General features: G+C 67.7%; 35 protein-coding genes. 6 read left to right on the forward strand and 29 right to left on the reverse strand.

All coding sequences use genetic code 11. From position 1 onward, the window contains the following. Nucleotides 1–5 precede the first annotated feature (5 nt). From map to rpsJ, 24 genes are all read right to left on the reverse strand, one after another. A complete protein-coding gene (map, locus tag ABZ796_RS06100; RefSeq protein WP_357335422.1) occupies nucleotides 6–821 on the reverse strand; it encodes a type I methionyl aminopeptidase in 816 nt (271 codons plus the stop codon). A 30-nt stretch (nucleotides 822–851) separates the two neighbouring features. Continuing rightward, a complete protein-coding gene (locus ABZ796_RS06105) occupies nucleotides 852–1,427 on the reverse strand; it encodes an adenylate kinase (protein WP_357335424.1) in 576 nt (191 codons plus the stop codon). Beyond that, on the reverse strand, nucleotides 1,424–2,734 hold the full coding sequence (secY, locus tag ABZ796_RS06110; RefSeq protein WP_357335425.1) for a preprotein translocase subunit SecY: 1,311 nt from the start codon (nucleotides 2,732–2,734) through the stop codon (nucleotides 1,424–1,426). The genes ABZ796_RS06105 and secY overlap by 4 nt, the downstream gene beginning before the upstream one ends. 183 nt (nucleotides 2,735–2,917) lie before the next feature. Further along, nucleotides 2,918–3,358, reverse strand: coding sequence for a 50S ribosomal protein L15 (gene rplO, locus ABZ796_RS06115; protein ID WP_091052397.1), 441 nt, complete (start codon nucleotides 3,356–3,358; stop codon nucleotides 2,918–2,920). A 1-nt stretch (nucleotide 3,359) separates the two neighbouring features. After that, the gene (gene rpmD, locus ABZ796_RS06120) at nucleotides 3,360–3,542 is read right to left on the reverse strand and encodes a 50S ribosomal protein L30 (protein WP_008361029.1); all 183 of its coding nucleotides are present in this window, start codon (nucleotides 3,540–3,542) and stop codon (nucleotides 3,360–3,362) included. Then, on the reverse strand, nucleotides 3,542–4,153 hold the full coding sequence (gene rpsE, locus ABZ796_RS06125; protein WP_357335427.1) for a 30S ribosomal protein S5: 612 nt from the start codon (nucleotides 4,151–4,153) through the stop codon (nucleotides 3,542–3,544). Before rpsE ends, rpmD begins: the two co-directional genes overlap by 1 nt. Before the next feature lie 34 nt (nucleotides 4,154–4,187). Continuing rightward, complete coding sequence (gene rplR / locus ABZ796_RS06130) at nucleotides 4,188–4,571, reverse strand: 50S ribosomal protein L18 (RefSeq protein ID WP_008361025.1); 384 nt, start codon at nucleotides 4,569–4,571, stop codon at nucleotides 4,188–4,190. Continuing rightward, complete coding sequence (rplF, locus tag ABZ796_RS06135; protein ID WP_355224291.1) at nucleotides 4,571–5,125, reverse strand: 50S ribosomal protein L6; 555 nt, start codon at nucleotides 5,123–5,125, stop codon at nucleotides 4,571–4,573. The genes rplR and rplF overlap by 1 nt, the downstream gene beginning before the upstream one ends. Nucleotides 5,126–5,147: 22 nt before the next feature. Then, nucleotides 5,148–5,555, reverse strand: a complete 408-nt coding sequence (gene rpsH / locus ABZ796_RS06140; RefSeq protein ID WP_357335430.1) for a 30S ribosomal protein S8 — start codon at nucleotides 5,553–5,555, stop codon at nucleotides 5,148–5,150. 86 nt (nucleotides 5,556–5,641) lie between these two features. Beyond that, complete coding sequence (locus ABZ796_RS06145; RefSeq protein ID WP_017932844.1) at nucleotides 5,642–5,827, reverse strand: type Z 30S ribosomal protein S14; 186 nt, start codon at nucleotides 5,825–5,827, stop codon at nucleotides 5,642–5,644. Between the two features lies 1 nt (nucleotide 5,828). Then, a complete protein-coding gene (gene rplE, locus ABZ796_RS06150) occupies nucleotides 5,829–6,392 on the reverse strand; it encodes a 50S ribosomal protein L5 (RefSeq protein ID WP_183544357.1) in 564 nt (187 codons plus the stop codon). A 2-nt stretch (nucleotides 6,393–6,394) separates the two neighbouring features. Then, the gene (gene rplX / locus ABZ796_RS06155) at nucleotides 6,395–6,754 is read right to left on the reverse strand and encodes a 50S ribosomal protein L24 (RefSeq protein ID WP_141806214.1); all 360 of its coding nucleotides are present in this window, start codon (nucleotides 6,752–6,754) and stop codon (nucleotides 6,395–6,397) included. Beyond that, nucleotides 6,754–7,122, reverse strand: coding sequence for a 50S ribosomal protein L14 (gene rplN / locus ABZ796_RS06160; protein WP_008361015.1), 369 nt, complete (start codon nucleotides 7,120–7,122; stop codon nucleotides 6,754–6,756). The genes rplX and rplN overlap by 1 nt, the downstream gene beginning before the upstream one ends. Nucleotides 7,123–7,294: 172 nt before the next feature. After that, nucleotides 7,295–7,573 carry a 30S ribosomal protein S17 gene (gene rpsQ / locus ABZ796_RS06165; protein ID WP_357335433.1) on the reverse strand — a complete coding sequence of 93 codons (279 nt, stop codon included), beginning with the start codon at nucleotides 7,571–7,573 and terminating at the stop codon, nucleotides 7,295–7,297. Nucleotide 7,574: 1 nt separating this feature from the next. Beyond that, complete coding sequence (rpmC, locus tag ABZ796_RS06170) at nucleotides 7,575–7,817, reverse strand: 50S ribosomal protein L29 (protein WP_008361011.1); 243 nt, start codon at nucleotides 7,815–7,817, stop codon at nucleotides 7,575–7,577. After that, a complete protein-coding gene (gene rplP, locus ABZ796_RS06175; protein ID WP_357335435.1) occupies nucleotides 7,817–8,236 on the reverse strand; it encodes a 50S ribosomal protein L16 in 420 nt (139 codons plus the stop codon). Before rplP ends, rpmC begins: the two co-directional genes overlap by 1 nt. Nucleotides 8,237–8,239: 3 nt before the next feature. Continuing rightward, complete coding sequence (rpsC, locus tag ABZ796_RS06180; protein ID WP_045550115.1) at nucleotides 8,240–9,067, reverse strand: 30S ribosomal protein S3; 828 nt, start codon at nucleotides 9,065–9,067, stop codon at nucleotides 8,240–8,242. Continuing rightward, nucleotides 9,067–9,486: a 50S ribosomal protein L22 gene (gene rplV / locus ABZ796_RS06185; RefSeq protein ID WP_091052384.1), complete on the reverse strand. Its 420-nt coding sequence runs from the start codon at nucleotides 9,484–9,486 to the stop codon at nucleotides 9,067–9,069. The genes rpsC and rplV overlap by 1 nt, the downstream gene beginning before the upstream one ends. Beyond that, nucleotides 9,483–9,764 (reverse strand): 30S ribosomal protein S19, encoded by a 282-nt coding sequence (rpsS, locus tag ABZ796_RS06190; RefSeq protein ID WP_008361004.1) that lies wholly within the window; start codon nucleotides 9,762–9,764, stop codon nucleotides 9,483–9,485. Before rpsS ends, rplV begins: the two co-directional genes overlap by 4 nt. A gap of 3 nt (nucleotides 9,765–9,767) precedes the next feature. Beyond that, nucleotides 9,768–10,604, reverse strand: coding sequence for a 50S ribosomal protein L2 (rplB, locus tag ABZ796_RS06195; protein ID WP_357335437.1), 837 nt, complete (start codon nucleotides 10,602–10,604; stop codon nucleotides 9,768–9,770). 16 nt (nucleotides 10,605–10,620) lie between these two features. Further along, entirely contained in the window at nucleotides 10,621–10,917 is a 297-nt protein-coding gene (gene rplW / locus ABZ796_RS06200) for a 50S ribosomal protein L23 (RefSeq protein WP_008360999.1), read from the reverse strand. Beyond that, the gene (gene rplD / locus ABZ796_RS06205) at nucleotides 10,914–11,807 is read right to left on the reverse strand and encodes a 50S ribosomal protein L4 (RefSeq protein ID WP_357335440.1); all 894 of its coding nucleotides are present in this window, start codon (nucleotides 11,805–11,807) and stop codon (nucleotides 10,914–10,916) included. Before rplD ends, rplW begins: the two co-directional genes overlap by 4 nt. Nucleotides 11,808–11,809: 2 nt before the next feature. Next, a complete protein-coding gene (gene rplC / locus ABZ796_RS06210) occupies nucleotides 11,810–12,466 on the reverse strand; it encodes a 50S ribosomal protein L3 (protein WP_091052379.1) in 657 nt (218 codons plus the stop codon). A 10-nt stretch (nucleotides 12,467–12,476) separates the two neighbouring features. Further along, nucleotides 12,477–12,785 (reverse strand): 30S ribosomal protein S10, encoded by a 309-nt coding sequence (rpsJ, locus tag ABZ796_RS06215; RefSeq protein ID WP_008360994.1) that lies wholly within the window; start codon nucleotides 12,783–12,785, stop codon nucleotides 12,477–12,479. 416 nt (nucleotides 12,786–13,201) lie between these two features. On the opposite strand from rpsJ, the gene ABZ796_RS06220 reads away from it, so the two are divergent. The 5 genes from ABZ796_RS06220 (at nucleotide 13,202) to ABZ796_RS06240 (ending at nucleotide 18,416) form a co-directional block, all read left to right on the forward strand. Continuing rightward, nucleotides 13,202–14,311: a hypothetical protein gene (locus tag ABZ796_RS06220; RefSeq protein WP_357335443.1), complete on the forward strand. Its 1,110-nt coding sequence runs from the start codon at nucleotides 13,202–13,204 to the stop codon at nucleotides 14,309–14,311. Then, nucleotides 14,308–14,919, forward strand: a complete 612-nt coding sequence (locus ABZ796_RS06225) for a DUF4129 domain-containing protein (RefSeq protein WP_357335445.1) — start codon at nucleotides 14,308–14,310, stop codon at nucleotides 14,917–14,919. The genes ABZ796_RS06220 and ABZ796_RS06225 overlap by 4 nt, the downstream gene beginning before the upstream one ends. Continuing rightward, nucleotides 14,916–16,055 (forward strand): DUF4350 domain-containing protein, encoded by a 1,140-nt coding sequence (locus ABZ796_RS06230; protein ID WP_357335447.1) that lies wholly within the window; start codon nucleotides 14,916–14,918, stop codon nucleotides 16,053–16,055. Before ABZ796_RS06225 ends, ABZ796_RS06230 begins: the two co-directional genes overlap by 4 nt. Further along, on the forward strand, nucleotides 16,052–17,035 hold the full coding sequence (locus ABZ796_RS06235; protein WP_357335448.1) for a MoxR family ATPase: 984 nt from the start codon (nucleotides 16,052–16,054) through the stop codon (nucleotides 17,033–17,035). Before ABZ796_RS06230 ends, ABZ796_RS06235 begins: the two co-directional genes overlap by 4 nt. A gap of 79 nt (nucleotides 17,036–17,114) precedes the next feature. Beyond that, nucleotides 17,115–18,416, forward strand: coding sequence for a DUF58 domain-containing protein (locus ABZ796_RS06240; protein ID WP_357335450.1), 1,302 nt, complete (start codon nucleotides 17,115–17,117; stop codon nucleotides 18,414–18,416). 117 nt (nucleotides 18,417–18,533) lie between these two features. On the opposite strand, the gene ABZ796_RS06245 is transcribed toward ABZ796_RS06240, so the two are convergent. After that, entirely contained in the window at nucleotides 18,534–18,908 is a 375-nt protein-coding gene (locus ABZ796_RS06245; protein WP_357335452.1) for a hypothetical protein, read from the reverse strand. Between the two features lie 39 nt (nucleotides 18,909–18,947). Further along, a complete protein-coding gene (locus ABZ796_RS06250; protein ID WP_357335453.1) occupies nucleotides 18,948–19,943 on the reverse strand; it encodes a stage II sporulation protein M in 996 nt (331 codons plus the stop codon). A 23-nt stretch (nucleotides 19,944–19,966) separates the two neighbouring features. Here ABZ796_RS06250 and ABZ796_RS06255 point away from each other — a divergent pair, with 23 nt between their 5' ends. Then, complete coding sequence (locus ABZ796_RS06255) at nucleotides 19,967–20,806, forward strand: RDD family protein (RefSeq protein WP_357335455.1); 840 nt, start codon at nucleotides 19,967–19,969, stop codon at nucleotides 20,804–20,806. Here the strand turns inward: ABZ796_RS06255 and ABZ796_RS06260 are convergent. The 3 genes from ABZ796_RS06260 to tuf form a co-directional block, all read right to left on the reverse strand. Beyond that, nucleotides 20,793–21,410 carry a hypothetical protein gene (locus tag ABZ796_RS06260; protein ID WP_357335457.1) on the reverse strand — a complete coding sequence of 206 codons (618 nt, stop codon included), beginning with the start codon at nucleotides 21,408–21,410 and terminating at the stop codon, nucleotides 20,793–20,795. The two genes, ABZ796_RS06255 and ABZ796_RS06260, sit on opposite strands and share 14 nt — an antisense overlap. 57 nt (nucleotides 21,411–21,467) lie before the next feature. Continuing rightward, nucleotides 21,468–22,196 (reverse strand): tRNA (guanosine(46)-N7)-methyltransferase TrmB, encoded by a 729-nt coding sequence (trmB, locus tag ABZ796_RS06265; protein WP_357335458.1) that lies wholly within the window; start codon nucleotides 22,194–22,196, stop codon nucleotides 21,468–21,470. A gap of 121 nt (nucleotides 22,197–22,317) precedes the next feature. Further along, nucleotides 22,318–23,511, reverse strand: coding sequence for an elongation factor Tu (gene tuf, locus ABZ796_RS06270; RefSeq protein ID WP_357335459.1), 1,194 nt, complete (start codon nucleotides 23,509–23,511; stop codon nucleotides 22,318–22,320). Nucleotides 23,512–23,573 lie beyond the last annotated feature (62 nt).

Raw genomic sequence — 23,573 nt, forward strand, 5'->3', positions numbered from 1 at the left:
GAGACTCAGTGACCGCCCCAGGGCACCCCGAGCTTGCCGAGCATCTCCTCGCCACCGTCGAGCGCGGTGAGAACCCAGGCGCCGTCGGAGGTGAGCGCGAAGGTGTGTTCGAAGTGGGCCGCCCAGGAGCCGTCGTCGGTCACGACGGTCCAGTCGTCCTCCAGGGTGGTGACCTCGGGGCCACCGAGGGTGAGCATCGGCTCGACGGCGAGCGCGATGCCGCGCTGCAGCTTGGGACCCTTGCCGGGCTTGCCGTAGTTGAATACCGACGGCTCCATGTGCATCTCGGTGCCGATGCCGTGGCCGCTGAAGTCCTCGAGGATGCCGTAGTCGCCCTGGGACTCCACATAGGTCTCGATGGCGTGCGAGATGTCGGTGACCCGTCCACCGAGGCGGGCAGCGGCGATGCCGTGCCACATGGACTCCTCGGTGACGCGCATCAGTTCGGAGACCTCCTCGGGCACCGAGCCCATGGCCACCGTGATCGCGGCGTCGCCGTGCCAGCCCTCGACGATGGCGCCACAGTCGATGGAGATGATGTCGCCGTCCTGGAGCACCCGGGAACCCGGGATGCCGTGGACCACGACCTCGTCGACCGAGGCACAGATCGAGCCCGGGAAGCCGTGGTAGCCCTTGAACGACGGAACGCCACCCCGGGACCGGATCGAGTCCTCGGCAATGGCGTCGAGCTCGAGAAGGGTGACTCCGGGCCGCGCCGCGGCCCGGAGCACCTCGAGCGTCTCGCCGACCACGAGGCCGGCCCGACGCATCTTCTCGATCTGCTCAGGGGTCTTGATCTGGACCTTGTTCAAGAAGCCCACTGCTCCCCCGTTGCGTACACGATATTTGGTTCAGGACTCAGGGACGATGTCGAGCTCGTCGAAGATCCGCTTGGTCACGTCGTCGACGTCACCCATACCGTCGATCTCGTGGACCAGGCCACGGCCCTTGTAGACCTCGATCAGCGGCGCGGTCTCCTCGAGGTAGACCTCCTGGCGACGGCGGATGACGTCCTCGGTGTCGTCGGCACGACCCTCGAGCTCGGCACGCTGCAGCAGCCGCTGCACGATCTCATCCTTGTCGACCGTCAGCACGACCACGGCGTCCAGCGCGTGGCCGGTGTACTTGATCATCCCGTCGAGCTCCTCGACCTGCGCGAGCGTGCGCGGGTAGCCGTCGAGCAGGAACCCCTGGGCCGCGTCGGGCTCGTCGATCCGGTTGCGGACCATCAGGTTGGTGATCGAGTCCGGGACGTACTCTCCCTTGTCCATGTAGGACGCTGCCTCGACGCCCAGAGGCGTGCCCTGGGAGACGTTGGCACGGAAGATGTCGCCGGTCGAGATCGCCGGGATCCCGAAGTGCTCGGCAATGAACTTCGCCTGGGTGCCCTTGCCGGCTCCCGGCGGGCCCATGATGATCAGTCTCATCGGAGGAACCCTTCATAGTTGCGCTGCTGGAGCTGGCTCTCGATCTGCTTCACCGTGTCCAGGGCAACGCCGACCATGATGAGGATCGAGGTGCCGCCGAACGGGAAGTTCTGGTTGGCGCCGATGAGCGCCAACGCGATCAGCGGGATGAGCGCAACCAGACCGAGGTAGAGCGAGCCCGGCAGTGTGATACGGGACAAAACGTAGGACAGGTAGTCCTCGGTCGGCTTCCCGGCCCGAATTCCAGGAATGAAGCCGCCGTATTTCTTCATGTTGTCGGCGACCTCCGGTGGGTTGAAGGTGATCGACACGTAGAAGTAGGTGAAGAAGATGATCAACGCGAAGTACGTCGCCATGTAGACCGGGTGGTCGCCACGGACGAAGTAGTTGTTGATCCAGTCGACCCACGCCGGCGGGTTCTGCGCGTTCTGGTTGAACTGCGCCGCCATCGCCGGCAGGTAGAGCAGGGACGAGGCGAAGATGACCGGGATGACACCGGCCTGGTTCACCTTGAGCGGGATGTAGGTCGAGGAGCCGCCGAACATCTTGCGACCGACCATCCGGCGCGCGTACTGGACCGGGATCCGGCGCTGGGCCTGCTCGATGAAGATGACCGCCGCCATGATCGCCAGACCGATGACGATCACGATCGCGAAGGTCCACCAGCCCTTGTCGTTCTTGACCGCCCACATGGTGGCCGGGAACGTGGCGACGACCTGGGTGAAGATGAGGATCGACATACCGTTGCCGATGCCGCGCTCGGTGATGAGCTCACCGAGCCACATGATGACCGCGGTGCCGGCGGTCATGGTGACGACCATGACCAGGAAGGTGGCGGTGCCGTCGTCGTGCAGCAGCGGCTGCGTGCAGCCCTGGAGCAGGTCGCCGGAGCGAGCCAGCGCGACGATGCCGGTGGCCTGCAGGACAGCGAGGCCGAGGGTCAGGTAGCGGGTGTACTGCGTGATCTTGGTCTGCCCCGCCTGGCCCTCCTTCTTGAGGCGCTCGAGGCGAGGGATCACCACGACGAGAAGCTGCAGGATGATGCTCGCGGTGATGTACGGCATGATGCCGAGCGCGAAGATCGTCAACTGCAGCAGGGCGCCACCGGAGAAGAGATTGACCAGGTTGTAGAGGCCGGCGCTGTCACCGGTCTGAGCCGTGTCAAGACACTGCTGGACGTTCGCGACGTGAACGCCAGGAGCCGGGATCTGGGACCCAGCCCTGAAGATCACGACGATGAAGAGAACGAAGAGCAGCTTCTTGCGCAGGTCCGGGGTACGGAACGCTGATGCGAACGCGCCAAGCACGAATGGTTCCTCTTTCGACAATCAGGGGTCGCAGGGCCTGCGCCGATGCGAAAACCCGTGGCAGCCTAACAGCCCCCACGGCAGTTCTTGCACGTAGGGCTGAAACAGCGGGAGCGCGGTCGGGACCCCGAAGGGGCGACCCGGCCGCGCTCCCACGTGACAGGCTCTACGTTAGTAGAACTGTCAGAGAACCGTGACAGTTCCGCCAGCGGCCTCGATCTTCTCCTTGGCAGTGCCGGAGAAGGCGTTGGCGCTGATCTCGACCTTGACGGTCAGGTCACCCTGGCCCAGGACCTTGACCGGGTGGCCCTTGCGGACGGCACCCTTCTCGATCAGGGTCTCGGGAGTGACGACGCCACCCTCGGGGAAAAGCTCGTTGAGCTTGTCGAGGTTGACGACCTGGAACTCCACCTTGAAGGGGTTCTTGAAACCCTTCAGCTTGGGGAGCCGCATGTGCATCGGGGTCTGGCCACCCTCGAAGTAAGCGGGGACCTGGTAACGGGCCTTCGTGCCCTTGGTACCACGGCCGGCCGTCTTACCCTTGGACGCCTCACCACGACCCACGCGGGTCTTGGCCTTCTTGGCACCGGGAGCCGGCGCCAGGTTGTGCACCTTGAGTGCCATATCAGTCGACCTCCTCGACCGTCACCAGGTGACGGACGGTCTGGACCATGCCGCGGATCTCCGGGCGGTCCTCCTTGACGACCACGTCGCCGATCCGCTTGAGACCGAGCGTACGCAGGGTGTCTCGCTGGTTCTGCTTCAGACCGACGAGGCCCTTCTTCTGCTGGACCTTCAGCTGCGCCATCAGGCCGACACCTCCACGGCGGGAGCCGCGGCCTCGACCTGCGCCTTGAGCAGCGCGTCGGGGGCGACGTCCTCAACGGGGAGACCACGGCGGGCGGCGACTGCCTCAGGCGTCTCGAGCATCCTGAGGGCCTCCACCGTCGCGTGGACGATGTTGATCTGGTTGGACGAACCGAGCGACTTGCTCAGCACGTCGTGGATGCCGGCGCACTCCAGGACGGCGCGCACCGGACCACCGGCGATGACACCGGTACCAGGGGCGGCCGGACGGAGAAGGACCACACCAGCGGCCTTCTCACCCTGCACCGGGTGCGGGATCGTGCCCTGGATGCGGGGAACGCGGAAGAAGTGCTTCTTCGCTTCCTCGACACCCTTGGCGATCGCCGCGGGAACTTCCTTCGCCTTACCGTAGCCGACGCCGACCAGACCTTCACCGTCACCGACGATCACAAGGGCGGTGAAGCTGAAGCGACGACCACCCTTCACGACCTTGGCAACTCGGTTGATCGCGACGACCTTCTCGATGTAGGCGGTCTTGTCGGCGCTCTGGTTGCGACGGTCGTCGCGACCTCGGCGCTCGCCACCACGCTGTCCGCGCTGGGCTCCGCTCATCAGACTTTCCTCTTCTCTCGTTCGATCGTTGCGATCAGAAGGTCAGACCGGCCTCGCGCGCGCCATCGGCGAGCGCGGCGACACGGCCGTGGTACTTGTTGCCGGCACGGTCGAAGACGACGGTCTCCACCCCAGCGGCCTTGGCACGCGACGCAACCAGCTCGCCGACCTGCTTGGCCTTGGCGGTCTTGTCACCGGAGGCCGACCGCAGGTCGCCCTCGATGGTCGAAGCCGAGGCAAGCGTCTTGCCGGCCAGGTCGTCGACGACCTGGGCGGTGATGTGCTTGGCCGACCGGGTCACGACGAGGCGCGGGCGCTCCGGCGTACCCTCGATCTTCTTGCGACCGCGGGCCTGGCGACGCAGGCGCGAGCGGACACGGGAAGCGGTGTGCTTGTTGTTCGACAGCGAGATGGCCATCACTTACCAGCCTTTCCGACCTTGCGGCGGATGTTCTCGCCGGCGTAACGAACGCCCTTGCCCTTGTAGGGCTCCGGCTTGCGCAGCTTGCGAATGTTGGCCGCAACCTCACCGACGAGCTGCTTGTCGATGCCGACGACACCGAGCTTGGTCGGACCGTCGGTGGTGAAGGTGATGCCCTCGGGCGCGTCGAAGACGATCGAGTGGGAGTAACCCAGCTGGAACTCCAGCTTGGTCGGGCCCTTCGACAGCACGCGGTAACCCACGCCGACGATCTCGAGCTTCTTCTCGTAGCCCTCGGTGACACCCAGGACCATGTTGTTGATCAGCGTGCGGGACAGGCCGTGCAGGGCCTTGTTGTCCCGGCTGTCGTCGGGGCGCTTGACGTCGAGGACGCCACGGCCCTCATCGTCCTGGCCCTTCTCGACGGTGATCGGGTCGACCACGGTGTGCGACAGGGAGCCCTTGGGGCCCTTGACGCTCACGACCTGGCCGTCGATGGTGACGTCCACGCCGGCCGGAACCGGGACGGGGAGCTTGCCAATACGCGACATTTCTTCTCTCTCCCTTCCCTGATTACCAGACGTAGGCGAGGACTTCCCCACCTACGCCCTTCTTGTTCGCCTGGCGGTCGGTCAGCAGACCCTGGCTCGTCGAGATGATCGCGACGCCGAGGCCGCCGAGCACCTTGGGGAGACCGGTGTGCTTCGCGTAGACACGCAGACCGGGCTTGCTGATGCGGCGTACGCCGGCAATCGAGCGCTCACGGTTGCGGCCGTACTTGAGGGTGATCGACAGGGTCTTGCCGACCTGGCCCTCGGCGGGCTCCAGCACCTCGTACTTGGTGATGTAGCCCTCCTGCTGGAGGATCTCAGCGACGCCCTGCTTCAGCTTGCTGTACGGCATCGAAACCGCATCGTGGTACGCCTGGTTGGCGTTACGCAGACGAGTGAGCATGTCTGCGATCGGGTCAGTCATCGTCATTGGCCGAACGGCCCTTTCTCGTAGTGGTTTCCTCACGACACACAGTCATGAGGACCTTCAACGTCAGTGGTTGGAACGGTGATCGCTCACCAGGAGGACTTGGTGACGCCGGGCAGCTCGCCGCGGTGGGCCATCTCACGCAGGCAGATGCGGCACAGGCCGAACTTGCGGAACACAGCCTTCGGGCGGCCGCAGCGCTGGCAGCGGGTGTAACCGCGAACCGCGAACTTCGGCTTGCGGGCGGCCTTCACCTTGAGAGCGGTCTTCGCCATCTCAGTTGTTCTCCTTGAACGGGAAGCCGAGCGCCTTGAGCAGCGCGCGACCCTGGTCATCGTTGGTGGCAGTCGTCACGAGGGTGATGTCCATGCCCCGCGAGCGGTCGATCTTGTCCTGGTTGATCTCGTGGAACATGACCTGCTCGGTGAGACCGAAGGTGTAGTTGCCGTTGCCGTCGAACTGCTTGCCGTTGAGACCGCGGAAGTCCCTGATGCGGGGCAGCGCGAGCGAGAGCAGGCGGTCGAGGAACTCCCACATGCGGTCGCCGCGCAGCGTGACGTGCGCACCGATCGGCATGCCCTCACGCAGCTTGAACTGCGCGATGGACTTCTTCGCCTTGTTGATCAGCGGCTTCTGGCCGGTGATCGCGGTCAGGTCGTTGACAGCGCCCTCGATCAGCTTGGAGTCGCGAGCAGCCTCGCCGACACCCATGTTGACGACGATCTTGGTCAGACCGGGGATCTGCATGACATTCGGGATCTCGAACTCGGCCTGCAGGGCCGGGGCGATCTCCTCGCGGTACTTCGTCTTGAGGCGCGGGGCCACAGCGGTGTCGGTCATGATCAGATGTCCTTACCGGTCTTGCGCGAGATGCGAACGCTGCGCTCGGCGGCGTACGTCGACCCGTCGGGGCGACGCTTCTGGACCGTCTCACGGCGGAAGCCGACGCGAACCGGCTCGCCACCCTCGAGCAGCTGGACGTTGGAAACGTGGATCGGGGCCTCGGTGTTCACGATGCCGCCGGTGGTGCCGGCGCGGCCGCCCTGGTCCTGGACCTTGGTGTGCTTCTTGACGAGGTTGATGCCCTCGACGATCACACGGTCCTCCTGGGTGAGGACAGCGATCACCTTGCCGGAGCCGCCCTTGTCCTTACCAGCGATCACCTTGACGGTGTCGCCCTTCTTGATGTGCGAGCGACCCATCACAGCACCTCCGGCGCGAGCGAGATGATCTTCATGAACTTCTTGTCGCGCAGCTCACGGCCGACCGGGCCGAAGATGCGGGTGCCTCGCGGCTCGCCGTCGTTCTTGAGAATGACGGCGGCGTTCTCGTCGAAGCGGATGTACGAGCCGTCAGCGCGGCGGCGCTCCTTGACGGTGCGCACGATGACGGCCTTGACGACGTCACCCTTCTTCACGTTGCCACCGGGGATAGCGTCCTTGACGGTGGCGACGATGGTGTCGCCGATGCCGGCGTAGCGACGACCAGAACCACCGAGCACACGAATGCAAAGGATCTCCTTCGCACCAGTGTTGTCGGCGACCTTGAGTCGCGACTCCTGCTGGATCATTACTTCTCCTTGTCGAGCTGGTTCTCTCCCCGCTCCAGGGCGGGTGAGCCTTGCCGAACGTAATGGGATTTGATGGGCACAGGCCCAGCGAACAATGGTCGCTGGACCTGCGCCCTTTGGTCAATTTGGCGGCGTTTGACGCCGGCCGGATCCGTCTCCTAGGAGACAAGGATCACTTGGCGCGCTCGACGACCTCGACGAGGCGCCACCGCTTGGTGGCGGACAGCGGCCGGGTCTCCATGACCAGGACGCGGTCGCCGATGCCGGCGGTGTTCTGCTCGTCGTGAGCCTTGAGCTTGCTGCTACGGCGCATGACCTTGCCGTAGAGCGGGTGCTTCACGCGGTCCTCGACCTCGACGACGATGGTCTTGTCCATCTTGTCGCTGACGACGAGGCCCTCGCGCACCTTGCGCGTGTTGCGCTCGGTGCCCTCAGTGGTGGTCTCAGCCATCTCAGGCCTCCTCGGTGGTCTCGGTGCCCGGGGCCACGCGGATGCCGAGCTCGCGCTCACGCACCACGGTGTAGATCCGGGCGATGTCCTTCTTGACGGTGCGGAGCCGACCGTGGCTCTCCAGCTGGCCGGTGGCCGCCTGGAACCGGAGGTTGAACAGCTCCTCCTTCGCCTCGCGCAGCTTCGCCTCGAGGTCGACGTCGGTGAGCTCGTCCAGCTCGAACGCCTGCAGGGAGTTAGCCATCAGAACTCACCAGCCTCTCGCGTGATGAAACGGCACTTCATGGGCAGCTTGTGGATCGCGCGGCGCATCGCCTCGCGGGCCGTGTTCTCGTCGACACCGGAGAGCTCGAACATGACGCGGCCCGGCTTGACGTTGGCCACCCACCACTCGGGCGAACCCTTACCGGAACCCATGCGGGTCTCGGCCGGCTTCTTGGTCAGCGGGATGTCGGGGTAGATGTTGATCCACACCTTGCCGCCTCGCTTGATGTGACGAGTCATCGCGATACGCGCTGCCTCGATCTGGCGGTTGGTCACGTAGTGACCTTCGATTGCCTGGATGCCGAAGTCACCGAAGGCCAGCTTCGTGCCACCCTTGGCCACGCCAGTGCGCTTCGGGTGGTGCTGCTTGCGGTGCTTGACTCGACGGGGCATCAGCATGGGTCAGCCCTCCTGGGTCGTGGTCTCGGCGGCGGGAGCCTCAGCGGCAGCCGGCGCCTCAGTCTTCGCCGCGCGGTCAGCGCGGTTCGGGCGGTCACCACGGGAGCCACGCGACGGACGGTCGCCGCGGCCACCGCGACGGTCGTTGCCACCGCGACCCGGGACGCCCGCACGGGCGGCCTGGGCGGCCTGACGCTCGGCACGCGAGCCGGAGACCTCACCCTTGTAGATCCAGACCTTCACGCCGATGCGGCCGAAGGTCGTGCGGGCCTCGTAGAAGCCGTAGTCGATGTCGGCACGCAGCGTGTGCAGCGGGACGCGGCCCTCGCGGTAGAACTCCGTACGCGACATCTCGGCACCGTTGAGACGACCCGAGCACTGGATCCGGATGCCCTTGGCACCGGAGCGCATGGTGGTCTGCATGGCCTTGCGCATCGCGCGGCGGAACTGCACGCGACCGCTGAGCTGCTCGGCGACACCCTGGGCGACCAGCTGAGCGTCGACCTCGGGGTTCTTGACCTCGAGGATGTTCAGCTGAACCTGCTTGCCGGTGAGCTTCTCCAGCTCGGTGCGGAGGCGGTCGGCCTCGGCGCCGCGGCGACCGATGACGATGCCGGGACGCGCGGTGTGGATGTCCACACGGACGCGGTCACGGGTGCGCTCGATCTCGACCTTGGCGATGCCGGCCCGCTCCATGCCCTTGCTGAGCAGCTTGCGGATCTTGACGTCCTCGCCGACGTACTCCTTGTACTGCTTGTCGGCGTACCAACGCGACTTGTGGTCGGTCGAGATGCCCAGGCGGAAGCCGTTCGGGTTGATCTTCTGACCCATTACTTCTTACCGCCCTTCTCGACGACGTCGGCCGGCTGCACGACCAGGGTGATGTGCGAGGTCCGCTTGTTGATGCGGGTCGCACGACCCTGGGCGCGGGGGCGCCAGCGCTTCATGGTCGGACCTTCGTCGACCATGGCGACCGAGACGACGAGGTCGTCACGGTCCAGACCCTCGGTCGACACCGCGTTGGCGATGGCGCTCTCGAGAACCTTGTAAACAGTCTCCGAGGCTGCCTGCGGCGCGAACTGCAGCAGGGACAGAGCCTCGTCGACGGGCAGGCCGCGGACCAGGTCGACGACGCGGCGTGCCTTCAGCGGGGTGATCCGCACGAAGCGGGCACTCGCGAAGGCACCCGGCTGGTCGCCGAGCAGGGAGTCGCGGCGGGCGCTGATGCGCTGCCGTTCGGTGGTGGTCATCGACGGCGTCCCTTCCGGTCGTCCTTGATGTGACCCTTGAACGTGCGGGTCGGGGCGAACTCGCCCAGCTTGTGGCCGACCATCGAGTCGGACACGAAGACCGGGACGTGCTTGCGACCGTCGTGCACCGCGATGGTGTGACCGATCATCTCGGGCACGATCATCGAGCGGCGCGACCAGGTCTTGATCACGTTGTGGGTGCCCTTCTCGTTCTCGGCGTCCACCTTCTTCTGAAGGTGGTCGTCGATGAAGGGGCCCTTCTTCAGGCTGCGAGGCATTGCTTACTTCCTACCCTTCCCGCTCTTACGGCGGCGGATGATCTGCGAGTCAGAGGCCTTGCGCTTACGCGTACGGCCCTCGGGCTTACCCCAGGGGCTGACCGGGTGACGGCCACCAGAGGTCTTACCCTCACCACCACCGTGCGGGTGGTCGACCGGGTTCATGACGACACCGCGGACGGTCGGGCGAACGCCCTTCCACCGCATGCGGCCGGCCTTACCCCAGTTGATGTTGGACTGCTCGGCGTTGCCGACCTGGCCGATGGTGGCGCGGCAGCGCACATCGACGAAGCGCATCTCACCCGAAGGCATACGGAGCGTGGCCTTGGAGCCCTCACGAGCGACCAGCTGGGCGCTCATGCCGGCGGAGCGGGCGATCTTCGCGCCGCCACCCGGACGCAGCTCAACATTGTGGATGGTGGTACCAACCGGGATGTTGCGCAGCGGGAGGTTGTTGCCGGGCTTGATGTCGGCGGTCGGGCCGGACTCGACGACGGTGCCCTGGGCGACGCCGACGGGCGCGAGGATGTAGCGCTTCTCGCCGTCGAAGTAGTGCAGCAGGGCGATGCGGGCGGTGCGGTTGGGGTCGTACTCGATGTGAGCGACCTTGGCCGGCACGCCGTCCTTGTCGTAGCGACGGAAGTCGATGATCCGGTACGCACGCTTGTGACCGCCACCGATGTGGCGGGTCGTGATGCGACCCTGGTTGTTGCGGCCACCCTTCTTGGGAAGGGGCTTGGTCAGCGACTTCTCCGGCGTGGTCCGAGTGATCTCGGCGAAGTCGGCCACGGACGAGCCACGACGGCCCGGGGTGGTCGGCTTGTACTTACGAATAGCCATGTTCAGTCAGTCCTTCTCACGCGCCGAAGATGTCGATGCGGTCGCCCTCAGCCAGGGAGACGATCGCGCGCTTGGTGTCGGGGCGCTTGCCCAGGCCGTAACGCGTACGACGAGCCTTGCCCTTGCGGTTGATCGTGTTGACCGAGGTCACCTTGACGTCGAACACCTTCTCGACCGCGATCTTGATCTCGGTCTTGTTCGCGTCGGGGCGAACGATGAAGGTGTACTTGTTCTGGTCGAGGAGGCCGTAGCTCTTCTCGGAGACCACCGGCGCGATCAGGATGTCGCGGGGGTCGTAGTGCAGCGTGCTCACTTGTCGGCCTCCTTCTTCTTACCGGCCTCGACGAAACCAGCAGCGATGGCGTCCTCGGCGGACTTGAAGTAGAACTCCGCCTTGGTGGACTCGTACCAACGGCCGCCCGGGGCGTGGAACTTCTTGTCCTTGCCCTTGACGTTGCCCTTGATGTCGAAGCCCTCGGGAGCCGAGCCGTCCTCGAGCGGCACGACTGCGCCCTCGGGAAGGTCGATCTCCTTGGCGGGCTCGACGGCAGCCTCCTTGGTCGCGTCCTTCTCGACCTCACCGATGGTGACGGTCTTCTTGGCGGCGACGGTCGGCTTGCCCGAGATGAAGACCTCGAAGGCCGGCTTGGAGAAGACAACATCGTCGGAGACGAGGACGTCGTAGGTGTTGAGCTGGTCGGCCCAGAGCAGGTGCACCTCGGGGGCGTTGCGCAGGCTCAGCGCGGCGACGGACTCGGAGCGGTCCAGGACGACGAGGTAACGCTTGACGTCCGAGATCGCCTTGAGGGCGGTCAGCGCGGTCTTGGTCGAGGGCGCCTCGAGGGCGAACTCGGCCACGTGGATCTGGCCGGCACGAGCCCGGTCGGAGAGGGCACCGCGGAGTGCGGCAGCCTTCATCTTCTTGGGGGTGCGCTGGCTGTAGTCACGCGGCTGCGGGCCGTGGACGGTGCCACCACCGGCGAACTGCGGCGCGCGGGTCGAACCCTGACGGGCGCGACCGGTGCCCTTCTGCTTGTAGGGCTTGCGGCCGCCGCCGCGGACCTCGCCGCGGGTCTTGGTGGCGTGCGTGCCCTGGCGCGCAGCGGCCTGCTGCGCGACGACGACCTGGTGGATCAGCGGGATGTTGACCTCAACATCGAAGATCTCAGCCGGGAAGTCGACCTTGACAGTCTTGATAGCCATGATCAGGCCTCCAGCTTCTTAGCAGCCGAGCGGAGGACCACGAGGCCACCCTTGGGGCCAGGAATGGCGCCCTTGACCAGGATGAGGCCCTTCTCGGTGTCGACGGCGTGCACGGTCAGGTTCTGGGTGGTGACGGTGTCAGTACCCATGTGACCGGCCATGCGGACGCCCTTGAACACGCGACCCGGGGTGGCGCAAGCGCCGATCGATCCCGGCTTGCGGTGGTTGCGGTGAGCACCGTGGGAGGCGCCGACACCGGAGAAGCCGTGACGCTTCATGGTGCCCGCGAAACCCTTGCCCTTCGAGGTGCCCGTCACGTCGATCTCCTCGCCGATGGCGAAGGTGTCGACGGGGAGCTCCTGGCCGGCGGAGTACGACGCGGCGTCAGCGGTGCGGATCTCGGCCAGGTGGCGGCGCGGCGTGGTGCCGGCCTTCTCGAACTGGCCGGCGCCCGGCTTGTTCACCTTGCGGCCGTCGATCTCGCCGTAGCCGATCTGCACGGCGTTGTAGCCGTCGGCCTCGGGGGTGCGGACCTGGGTCACGACGTTGGTGTTCGCCGCGATGACGGTCACGGGGACGACGACGTTGTTCTCGTCCCACAGCTGGGTCATGCCGAGCTTGGTGCCCAGGAGACCCTTCACGTTGCGTTCGATCGTCATGTCGTCAACCTCAGAGCTTGATCTCGATGTCGACACCAGCAGGCAGGTCGAGCCGCATGAGGGAGTCAACAGTCTTCGGGGTCGGGTCGATGATGTCGATGAGGCGCTTGTGGGTGCGCATCTCGAAGTGCTCGCGCGAGTCCTTGTACTTGTGGGGCGAGCGGATGACGCAGTACACGTTCTTCTCGGTCGGCAGCGGCACCGGGCCGGCGACCTTGGCACCCGTACGGGTGACCGTGTCCACGATCTTTCGCGCCGAGGTGTCGATCACCTCGTGGTCATAGGCCTTGAGCCTGATGCGGATCTTCTGTCCCGCCATCTGTCTCTCTCGTCCTTCTTGGTCAGCGTGCCGCGTGCTACAGGCTTCCTCCGGCTGAGTCGGCCCGGTTGCTCACCTCTGGCTCCGACCCCCGCGGTCGGGCGTGTCGCTTATTTTTCACAAACGAGCACGCCGGACATCTCGACGGGACTTTCACCATCAGCTTCACTGGAACCACGCCTTCGGGATGGGCACACGACGACCACAGACCACATCCGGACAGGCTGATCAGCCTGCTCAGGTGACGCGATTCAGTAGTCAAGGTGTGCACACCCCAGCGAAGATTCACTGGAGCAACCAGAGAATCTTGTCACGCGTACGCAGGTGGCTCCAAATCAACGATGTCGTCTGGGTCGCTCTGAGAGGATGCCCCCAACCGGGCGAGTTCGCCGGCCGTCGCGACGAGGAGCATCAGCATGTCAGGAGTGTGGCCACCCCCACCGGGTGAGCAACCTCATCAGGGCGCGGCGAACCCGTCGACCCCGCCCCCACCGGGCCAGCCGGTGCCGCCCGCGCAGCCATGGCAGCCCCAGCCGGCGCCACCGAGCTGGGCCCAGCCGCTGCCGCCGGCCCACAAGCCGGGAGCGATCCCGCTGCGCCCGCTGGGCCTCGGCGACATGCTCGACGGCGCCTTCCGGCTCGTACGTTTCAACCCGGGCGCCACGGTCGGCGCCTCGGTACTCGTGGCGGCTGTCGCGATGGCCATACCGCTGGGGGTCACCGCGGCGATGACCTTCACCGGCGACAGCCTGGAGTGGTTCGGGGTCGGCCTCGAGGACCCCGACTACCAACCCGGCAACTCCGAGATCATCGGCATGCTGGTGGCCTTCGGCTCCCTCTTCCTCGGCTCGGTCCTGCAGGCGATCGGCGGGATCCTGGTGGCCGGGATGATCTCCCACGTCGCCCATGCGGCCGCGATCGGCCGCAAGCTCACCCTGGCACAGGCGTGGGCGGCCACCCACGGCGACCGCTGGCGGCTGATCGGGCTGGCGCTGCTGAGCGGGGTGACCTTCACGCTGGTCCTGGCGGTCGCGGTGACGCCCGTCGTGGTGCTCGCGCTCGTGGTCGACAGTCCCATCCCGGCGATCCTGGTCGGCCTGCTGATGTTCCTGCTGCTGATCGTGGCCACGATCTTCCTGACGGTGCGGCTCTACCTGCTCGCGGTGCCGGCACTGATGCTGGAGCACACCGGCGTCTTCGGTGCCATCGGTCGGGCCTGGCAGCTGTCGGCCAGACAGTTCTGGCGGCTCTTCGGGATCTGGCTGCTGGCCGCCATCATCGCCGGCTTCGCCTCCCAGATCGTCGCCTTCCCGATCAGCATGCTCGCCAGCGTCGTGGGCATCGTGCAGCCCGACCTCTACTTCCTCGCGACCATCGCCGGCAGCGCCGTCTCGACCGTGGTCTCCGCTGCGATCGTGACCCCGTTCAGCGGCGCGGTGACCAACCTGCAGTACCTCGACCAGCGCATCCGCAAGGAGTCCTACGAGGTCGACCTCATGGAGCAGGCCGGGCTGCTGAGCAGATGATCCTCCTCCAACAAACCCCTCCTCTGACGCCGACGTCCGAGGAGGGCCGCTCCTGGCTCCGGCGCGAGCTGGCCGGGCCGGAGTACCACGACCTCGACCTCATCGAGCGGATCCTGCGCTGGATCGAGCGCACCCTGTCCGACGGCCTGCCCTCGGTCGGTGAGGTGCCCTGGGCGCAGACCGTCGCCGCGATGGTCGTCTTCGCGGCGCTCCTGGTCGGGCTCGGCCTGCTGGTCTCGCGGGCGCGGCGCAGCCCTCGGGTCGCCCGCGACCGCAACGGGGACGTCCTCACCGACGAGTCGCTCTCGGCGGCCGCGCTCCGGGCGCGGGCCGAGACTGCGTACGCGTCCGGGGATCATGGTGCCGCGGTCGTCGATGGGTTCCGGGCTCTGGCCAGACGGCAGGTCGAGCGTGGCCGGCTGTCCGAGGATCCCGGGCTGACCGCCGCCGAGGTCGCCGCGAGCCTGGAGCGGGAGATGTCGCTCGAGGGCCGCGCCGGGCGTGCCGCGGAGCTGTTCAACGAGGTGCTCTACGGCGACCACCCCGCCACGCGTGAGCAGGCCGAGGGCGTACTCGCTCTCGAGCAGGAGCTGGCGGTGGCGCGATGAGTACGCAGGCCCCGGCCCCGGCTGACTCGGCCGCCGGACGGCCGGGCTGGTTCCGCCGGCGCCGGCCGATCCTGATCGTCGCGCTGGCCTTCGTGATCGCGGTCGCGCTGGCGTACATCGCGACGCCGAAGGGCGGGGAGTCCTTTGCCGCCTACGACCCCGAGAGCCCCGACCCCGACGGCACCCGGGCGCTGGTCCAGGCGCTCGAGGACCACGGCGTCGAGGTGGAGATCGTCCGCTCGTCGAAGCGTCTGGAGAGCACCGAGATCGGGCCGGACACGACGGTCTTGGTGACCGGTACCGACGCGCTCGGCGAGGACACCGCCTCCCGGCTGCGCGAGCGCACCGACGCCGCCGACCTGATCCTGGCCGAGCCCGCTCCGTACGTCTCGGCGATGCTCGGGATCCCCTATGCGGTCGCCCAGACGTCCGAGGCGGTCGAGGCGGACTGCGACGACCCGCGCTGGGCAGGGCTCAGCATCCAGGCCGATGCGGTCTCGGCGTACGACGCCGGCTCCTGCTTCCCGCACCAGGGTGGCGCGGTGCTCGCTCCCGCGGAGGGCCTCACCGTCTGGGGCGCGCCGCAGGTGCTGACCAACGACCAGATCCTGCGGGCGGACAACGCCGCGGTGGCGCTGCGGCTGCTGGGCGAGAACGATCACCTGGTCTGGTACGTCCCCTCGCTCAAGGACCTCGCCCCCGACGAGGCCCACTCCCCCGCGTCGTTGCTGCCGCGCTGGATCAGGCCGGCGCTGTGGCTCCTGCTGCTCGCGGTCGTCGCCTTCGCCGTCGCGCGCGGGCGGCGGCTGGGCCCGCTGGCGGTCGAACCGCTGCCGGTCCACGTCCGCGCCGGGGAGACGACGCGCAGCCTGGGCCGGCTCTACCGCCGTTCCGGCGACCGCACGCACGCCGCGTCGACGCTGCGGCAGGCAGCCCGCACCCGCCTCGCCCGACGGCTGCGGTTGGGGCGTCATGCCACCCCGGAGGCCGTCGTGCGCGCCGTGGTCCAGCACACCGGACGCCCGGATCTCGAGGTCTCCGCGCTGCTCACCGATGCCCCGATCCAGAACGACCAAGACCTGATCACGCTGGCCAACGCGCTGGCGGCCCTTGAGGAAGAGGTACGACACCCATGACCCAATCCGAGACCATCCCCTCCGTGTCGCCCGACGGCGCGCGTGAGCGGCTCACCGCGGTCCGGGCCGAGGTCGCCAAGGCGGTCGTCGGGCAGGACGCCGCGGTCTCCGGGCTGCTGGTCGCGCTGGTGTGCGGCGGCCACGTACTCATGGAGGGCGTGCCCGGCACCGCCAAGACGCTGTTGGTGCGGTCGCTGTCGGCCGCCTTGTCGGTCGAGACGCGCCGCGTGCAGTTCACCCCCGACCTGATGCCCGGCGACATCACCGGGTCGATGGTGGTCGAGTCGTCCCACGGCGAGCTCACCTTCCGGGAGGGGCCGGTCTTCACCAACCTGCTCCTCGCCGACGAGATCAACCGCACCCCGCCGAAGACCCAGTCGGCGCTGCTCGAGGCGATGGAGGAGGGGCAGGTCTCGGTCGACGGGGTCACCCGCGCGCTGCCGCGCCCGTTCCTGGTCGCCGCGACCCAGAACCCGATCGAGTACGAGGGTGTCTACCCGCTCCCCGAGGCCCAGCTCGACCGGTTCCTGCTGAAGGTCGTCCTGCCGGTGCCCTCGCGCTCCGACGAGGTGCAGATCCTCGACCGGCACGCCTCGGGCTTCGACCCGCGCGACGTCGCCGGCGCCGGCGTAACGGCGGTCGCCTCGGGCGCCGACATCGAGGCCGCCCGCCGGCACGTCTCGACGGTCCAGGTCTCCCCCGCGGTCACCGGCTACATCGTCGACATCGCCCGGGCGACCCGCGAGTCCCCGTCGCTGTCGGCCGGGGTCTCCCCGCGCGGCGCCACCGCCCTGCTCCGCTCGGCGCGTGCCTGGGCCTGGCTCGCCGGGCGCGACTTCGTGACCCCCGACGACGTGAAGTCGCTCGCCCACGCCACCCTCGCCCACCGCCTGGCACTGCGCCCCGAGGCCGAGCTCGAGGGCGTCCAGGTGAGCCAGGTCCTCTCCTCCGCCATCGGCGCCGTCCCCGTTCCCCGATGACCACCCCCGCCCGAGGCGTCACCCCCGCAGGCCGAAGCGTCAGTTCTGTAGATCGAGATGTCAGCGCGAGGTCCTGCTGATGGCGATCACCTGGCGCGTCCCACTGCTCATGCTGGCCGGCGTCATCCCGGTCGTCCTACGCCCGGCCGGGAGCACGGCGGCGGTGTGGATCCTGCTCGTGGTGGCGCTGGCGCTCCTCGACGTACTCCTGGCGCCCAAGCCGACGACACTGGAGATCAGCAGGGTCCCGCTCGGCGGGATCAGGCTGGGCGAGTCGACGACGTCGGACCTGATGCTCCGCTCCCCCGCCCGCCACGTCCGGGCGCTGGTACGAGATGCCTGGCAGCCCACCGCCGGCGCCGATCAGAATCGGCATCGGATCCGGCTCGGTCGCGGCGAGAGCACCAGGCTGCGTACGCCGCTGCGGCCGCGCCGCCGCGGAGATCTGCGGGCGTTGGGGGTGACGGTGAGGGCGTACGGACCCTTGGGTCTGGGCGCCCGGCAGCGCACGATCCCGGTGGCGGGCTCGGTGCGGGTGCTGCCAGCATTCGAGTCACGCAAGCATCTGCCCTCGCGCCTCCAGCGTCTGCGCGAGCTCGACGGCCGGGCCGCGGTCCGGGTCCGCGGGCAGGGGACGGAGTTCGACTCGCTGCGGGAGTACGTCCGCGGTGACGACGTACGCTCCATCGACTGGCGCACCACCGCCCGCTCCCGCACCGTCGTGGTCCGCACCTGGCAGCCGGAACGGGACCGTCGCGTAGTGCTGGTCCTCGACACCTCCCGCACCTCGGCCGGCCGGATCGAGGGCGCCGGCGGCGGGGTGCCGCGGCTCGACTCGGCGATGGATGCCGGACTCCTGCTCGCCGCCATCGCCTCACGCGCCGGGGACCGGATCGACTTCATCGCCGGAGACCTGCGGGTACGCTCCCGGGTCCGGCTCGCCGGCCAGCGCGACGTCACCCAGCGGCTGCAGGAGACGATGGCCGACCTCGAGCCGGTCATCGCCGAAGCCGACTGGTCCAACCTCGCCGGCGCGGTCGCCGGCCTTGGCCGCCATCGCGCGCTCGTCGTACTGCTGACGCCCCTCGACCCGCACGCGATCGAGGAGTCGCTCCTCCCCGTCCTCCCGGTCCTGACCCAGCACCACCGAGTCGTCATCGCGTCGGTCCGCGACCCCGAGCTCGAGGCCACCGCCGCCTCCCGCGACACCCTCGAGGACGTCTACGCCGCAGCCGCCGCCGAGCAGATCCTCCGCCGCCGCGACCACACCGCAGCCATGCTCCGCACCCTCGGCGTCGACATCGTCGACGCCGACGCCGAGTCCCTCCCACCCGCTCTCGCAGACCACTACCTGCAGCTCAAGGCCACCGGTCAGCTCTGATCGGTCGAGCAGGCGAAGGTCGAACCGGTCAGCAACTGCTGCGTGGAGGTCAGAGTGGGAGAACGCTTGAGCAACGTCCTCCTGGAAAAGCTGTGATGAAGCCCTTCTGGCTCATCACTAGGCAGCTTCCCGGAAGTCCGCGACGGCGCCCTGCCACGCGTGACGGATCTCGGGCGGCACGAACATGTCGTCCCACATCTCGGCGAGCTGGCCGCCGTCGATGTAATCGACGAGGACCGACGGGGTCGCCTCGAGCATGAGGGTGCGGTACGCGAGCGCCCGGTCGTTCCAGTCCGCCAGGTCGAACGTGCCGCCACCACCCGACCAGTGAACGCTGTGCGGCAGGGTCACGGTCGCCGTGGCACGTTCGGGCTCGAGGCGCCACAACCGGTTCGGCACTGCCAACGGCCGGCCGATCCGGCTCATCACGGTCCGGAAAGACACCAAGCCGCTCGGCGTACGCACCATCTCGCCCGGGGACATGGTTGCCATGCGTCCAGCGTACGCCGAAATGTTCCCGACTGGGAACATTCAGGACTGGGTGGCGACCCGGTCCTCGAGCAGGCGTTCGTCGATGTCTCCCGTCTCGCCGTGGGAGGCGGCGGCGCGACCGACGATGAAGACGTACACGAAGAAGGCGAGCTCGGCGAGCACGCCGATGCCGACGCGGGCCCAGGTGGGGAGGGGCGAGGGGGTGACGAAGGCTTCGATGATGCCGGAGATCAGGAGCACGACGATGAGGCCGAGGGCGATGCCGGCGGCGGTACGGCCTTCGCGGGCCATCGACTGCCCACGGGTCAGCGAGCCGGGGTCTATCCAGGACCAGAAGATCCGCAGACCGACGGCGCCGGCGACGAAGACGGCGGTCAGCTCGAGCAGCCCGTGGGGAAGGATCAGACCCCAGAAGAGGCCGCCGCGGTCGTGGCGGTGCATCAGGGTGCCCAGGATCGCCAGATTGGAGATGTTCTGGAACATCGAGTAGATCACCGGCAGCCCGAGCGCACCCAGGGCGATGCAGATGAACGAGACCCAGACGTTGTTGACCCAGACCTGGGTGGCGAACGAGGAGGCCGCGTGCTCGCTGTAGTAGCCCTCGATGTCGTGCTCGACCAGCTGCTTGACCTGCTCCGGTCCGAGCAGCGACTGCTCGACCTCCGGGTGGCGCAGCAACCACCAGATCATCACCGCGGTGACCACGATGTTGGCCGCCATCATCCCCAGCCACCACCAGCGCAGCCGGTAGAGAGCCGCCGGGAACCGATGGGTGAAAAACCGCAGGAAGCCGGTCCAGGTGCTCGTCCGGGTGCCGGTGGTGCGGTTGCGGGCCGCCGCCAGCAGCACCGAGAGGTGCTGGACGACCGTCGGGTCGGGGGCGTTGCTGCGTACGACCGAGAGCTGGGTGCTCACCCGCTGATAGAGCTCGACCAGCTCGTCGGCCTGGGCACCGCCCAGCCGCCGCTCGGCCAGCAGCTGCTCGAGCCTGGCCCGGTCGGCGGCGGTAGCGGCCAGATACGCGTCGAGATCCACGCCCGCAGCGTACGCTGACCGCCATGACCTCCGCGCCGCAATCGCCCGAGCGACGCCCCCAGGAGAGGGCGCTCCTCACCGAGGACGACCTGGTCACCGGAGACGCGGTAGCCCTCGACCTGCCGGCCGCCGGGCTGGGGATGCGCCTGCTGTCGGGTCTCATCGACGTCATCGTGGTGACGGCACTGCTGATCGTGACGCTGTTCGTCTTCATGACCGCCGCTCCGGCGACAGACGAAGCCCTGGCCTGGGCCGCCTACATCGCGGCGACCGCGTCGGTCCTGCTGGTCTTCCCGACGATCATCGAGACGCTCACCCGCGGCCGCTCGCTCGGCAAGCTCGCGCTCGGGCTGCGTACGGTGCGCGACGACGGCGGGGCGATCAGCTTCCACCATGCGTTCGTACGCGCCCTGATCGGCGTCGTCGAGATCTACGCCACCAGCGGCACCGTCGCGTTCCTCACCGCGATGATCCATCCCCGCGGCAAGCGGCTGGGTGACATCGCGGCCGGGACATACGTCATCCGCGTGCGGGTGCCGCTCCGTCCCCCGGCACCGATCCGGATGCCTCCCGAGCTCGCCGCCTGGGCCTCCCGCGCGGACGTCGCCACGCTCCCGGTCGGCCTGTCCCTGGCGGTGCGACGGTTCCTGTCCGGTGAGGTCGGCACCTACACCGACCCGGTCCGCCGCCACGCTCTCGCCGAGCGCCTGGCGACCCACGTGCAGACGTACGTCGCTCCGGGCCCGCCTCCGGGCACCCCGCCCGAGGCCTACCTGGCCGCGGTGCTCGCCACCCGCCGCGATCGGGACGCCGCCCGGCTCGCCCGCGACGAAGAGCTCAGGGCTCGCCTCACCGCGCGCTGAGCCGCTTGGCGCTGAGCCCGACCGACTTCAGCTCCAGCTCGGCCAGCCTCGCCACGACCTCGGCGTCACCGTCACGCCACGCCCCGACCGGGTCGTCGCTGATCGTGACCAGCTTGTGCAGCGGCTGGGTCGCCATCGCGCGCAGCGCCACCAGATCGGCGCCGGTGCCGGCCTCCAGGAAGCGCTGGGTCGAGGTCGCGTTTCGGATGAATCGCCACCGCAGCGGCACGTAGACCATCAGCCACATGAGCACCGGGACGACCACGACCCCGACGGCGAGCCAGATCGCGAGGGTGGAGACGGCCTCGACCTGGGCCTCCCCCGCTGCGCGGAGCTGGTCGGCAGCCTTCGCGGCGCCCTCGAACGGGACCGCGATGCCGTCGTTGACCAGCGGCAGGTCATCGACCTTCCCGGCCGCCTCGAGCAGCTTCGCCGAGAGCGAGGTGCCGGCGTCGTCCATCTTCTCGCCGGGTACGGCGAGCGCCGAGACCATCTCGTGGACGAACCTGCCGATGAGGACCCAGCAGACGACCCACGCCACCGTCATCAGGTCGGCGAGCAGCTGGGCGGCGAGACGCGGGGGCCTGTCGGCGTACAACTTCATGCCGCTGATCTTGACGGCTCCCCGCCTACAGATCAGTCACGACACGGGTAGTTCGGGTCAACGCCGGTAGAGCAGGTCGGTGATGACCCGGTCCTTGGCCAGTCCCTTGCGCTCGAACTTGGTCACCGGGCGCTCGTCCCAGCGCTCGACGACACCGCCGCTCAGCAGCGGCTCCGCGTCGAGGACCTCGGTCATCTGCTCGGCGTACTCGACCCAGTCGGTGGCCAGTCGCCAGGTCCCGCCGGGGGCGAGTCGCTCCGCGATCATCCGCGCGTTCGTAGGTGTCACCAGGCGCCGCTTGTGGTGGCGGGTCTTGTGCCACGGGTCGGGGAAGAACGTCCAGATCTCGCTGACCGACCCCGGGTCGACAAGGTTCTCGAGCGTCCAGAGCGCATCGACGCTGCAGAAACGTACGTTCGTCGCACCTGCCGCACCTACGCGGGCCAGGCTCTCGGCGACCCCGGGCCGCCACACCTCCAGGGCCAGGATGTTCGCCTCGGGGCGGTTGGCCGCCAGTACCGCGGTTGCCTCTCCCACGCCGCCGCCGATGTCGACGATCAGGGGTGCCTTGCGACCGAACCAGCTCTCCAGGGAAAAGCCCGGCTCGTCCACCGCCTCGTCGGGGATCACCCACTCGGCGGCGTACGCGTCCCAGGCCTTCTGCTGCTTGGGGTCCAGGCGGCTGCCGCGGCGGGTGTAGGTGAGGACCTCTCTTACGGTGCGGCCGTCGTCGAGGAGCTTCTGGTGGGGCCTTGCGGGGCGTACTGGGTGGTTTGGGTCTGTCATCTTTTCTTGCCTTGATCTCGTGCCCGCGCTGACTCGGCAAGCAAGGAGCATCTGGTCCAACGCGAAGGACCCCCTTCGCCTTGCGGCTCCGGGGGCCCTCCACGTTGGATCAGACGATCACTTACTTGATGATCTTCGTGACCCGACCCGCGCCGACGGTGCGACCGCCCTCACGGATAGCGAACTTCAGACCCTCGTCCATCGCGATGGGCTGGATGAGCTCGACCGACATCTCGGTGTTGTCACCCGGCATAACCATCTCGGTGCCCTCGGGGAGGGTCACAACGCCGGTCACGTCCGTGGTCCGGAAGTAGAACTGCGGACGGTAGTTGTTGAAGAACGGGGTGTGACGGCCACCCTCCTCCTTCGAGAGGATGTAGACAGAGCCCTCGAAGTTGGTGTGGGGGGTCGTGGTGCCCGGCTTGATGACAACCATGCCGCGCTCGACGTCCTCGCGCTTGGTGCCACGGAGCAGCAGACCGACGTTCTCACCAGCCTGGCCCTCGTCGAGCAGCTTGCGGAACATCTCGACGCCGGTAACGGTCGACTTCTGCGAGGTCTCGCGGATGCCGACGATCTCGACCTCCTCACCGACCTTGACGATGCCGCGCTCGATACGACCGGTGATGACGGTGCCACGACCGGTGATCGTGAAGACGTCCTCGACGGGCATCAGGAACGGCTTGTCGGTCTCACGGGCCGGGGTCGGGATGTAGTCGTCGACGGCCTGCATGAGCTCGGCGACCGAGTCCATCCACTTCTGCTCGCCCTGCAGGGCGGGGTAAGCGGCCACGCGGACAACCGGCAGGTCGTCACCCGGGAACTCGTACTCGGAGAGGAGCTCGCGCACCTCCATCTCGACGAGCTCGATGAGCTCATCGTCGTCGACCATGTCGCACTTGTTGAGCGCGACGACGATCGAGGGCACGCCGACCTGGCGGGCCAGGAGCACGTGCTCCTTGGTCTGCGGCATCGGGCCGTCAGTGGCGGCGACCACGAGGATCGCGCCGTCCATCTGCGCGGCACCGGTGATCATGTTCTTGATGTAGTCCGCGTGACCCGGGCAGTCGACGTGAGCGTAGTGACGCGTCTCGGTCTGGTACTCGATGTGCGCGATCGAGATCGTGATACCGCGCTGACGCTCCTCGGGGGCCTTGTCGATGTCCTCGAACGCGAACTCCGGGTTCAGGTCCGGGTACTTCGTGTGCAGCACCTTCGAGATCGCCGCGGTAAGGGTGGTCTTACCGTGGTCGATGTGACCGATGGTGCCGATGTTGACGTGCGGCTTGTTCCGCTCGAACTTCGCCTTAGCCACTGTGGGCTCCTCCTGGTGTGATTTTCTTACTGACTCGTACTGAGTGGTGTTGCTGCCGAAGT

This window comes from Nocardioides sp. NPDC047086, from assembly GCF_040643685.1.
Classification (GTDB): domain Bacteria; phylum Actinomycetota; class Actinomycetes; order Propionibacteriales; family Nocardioidaceae; genus Nocardioides.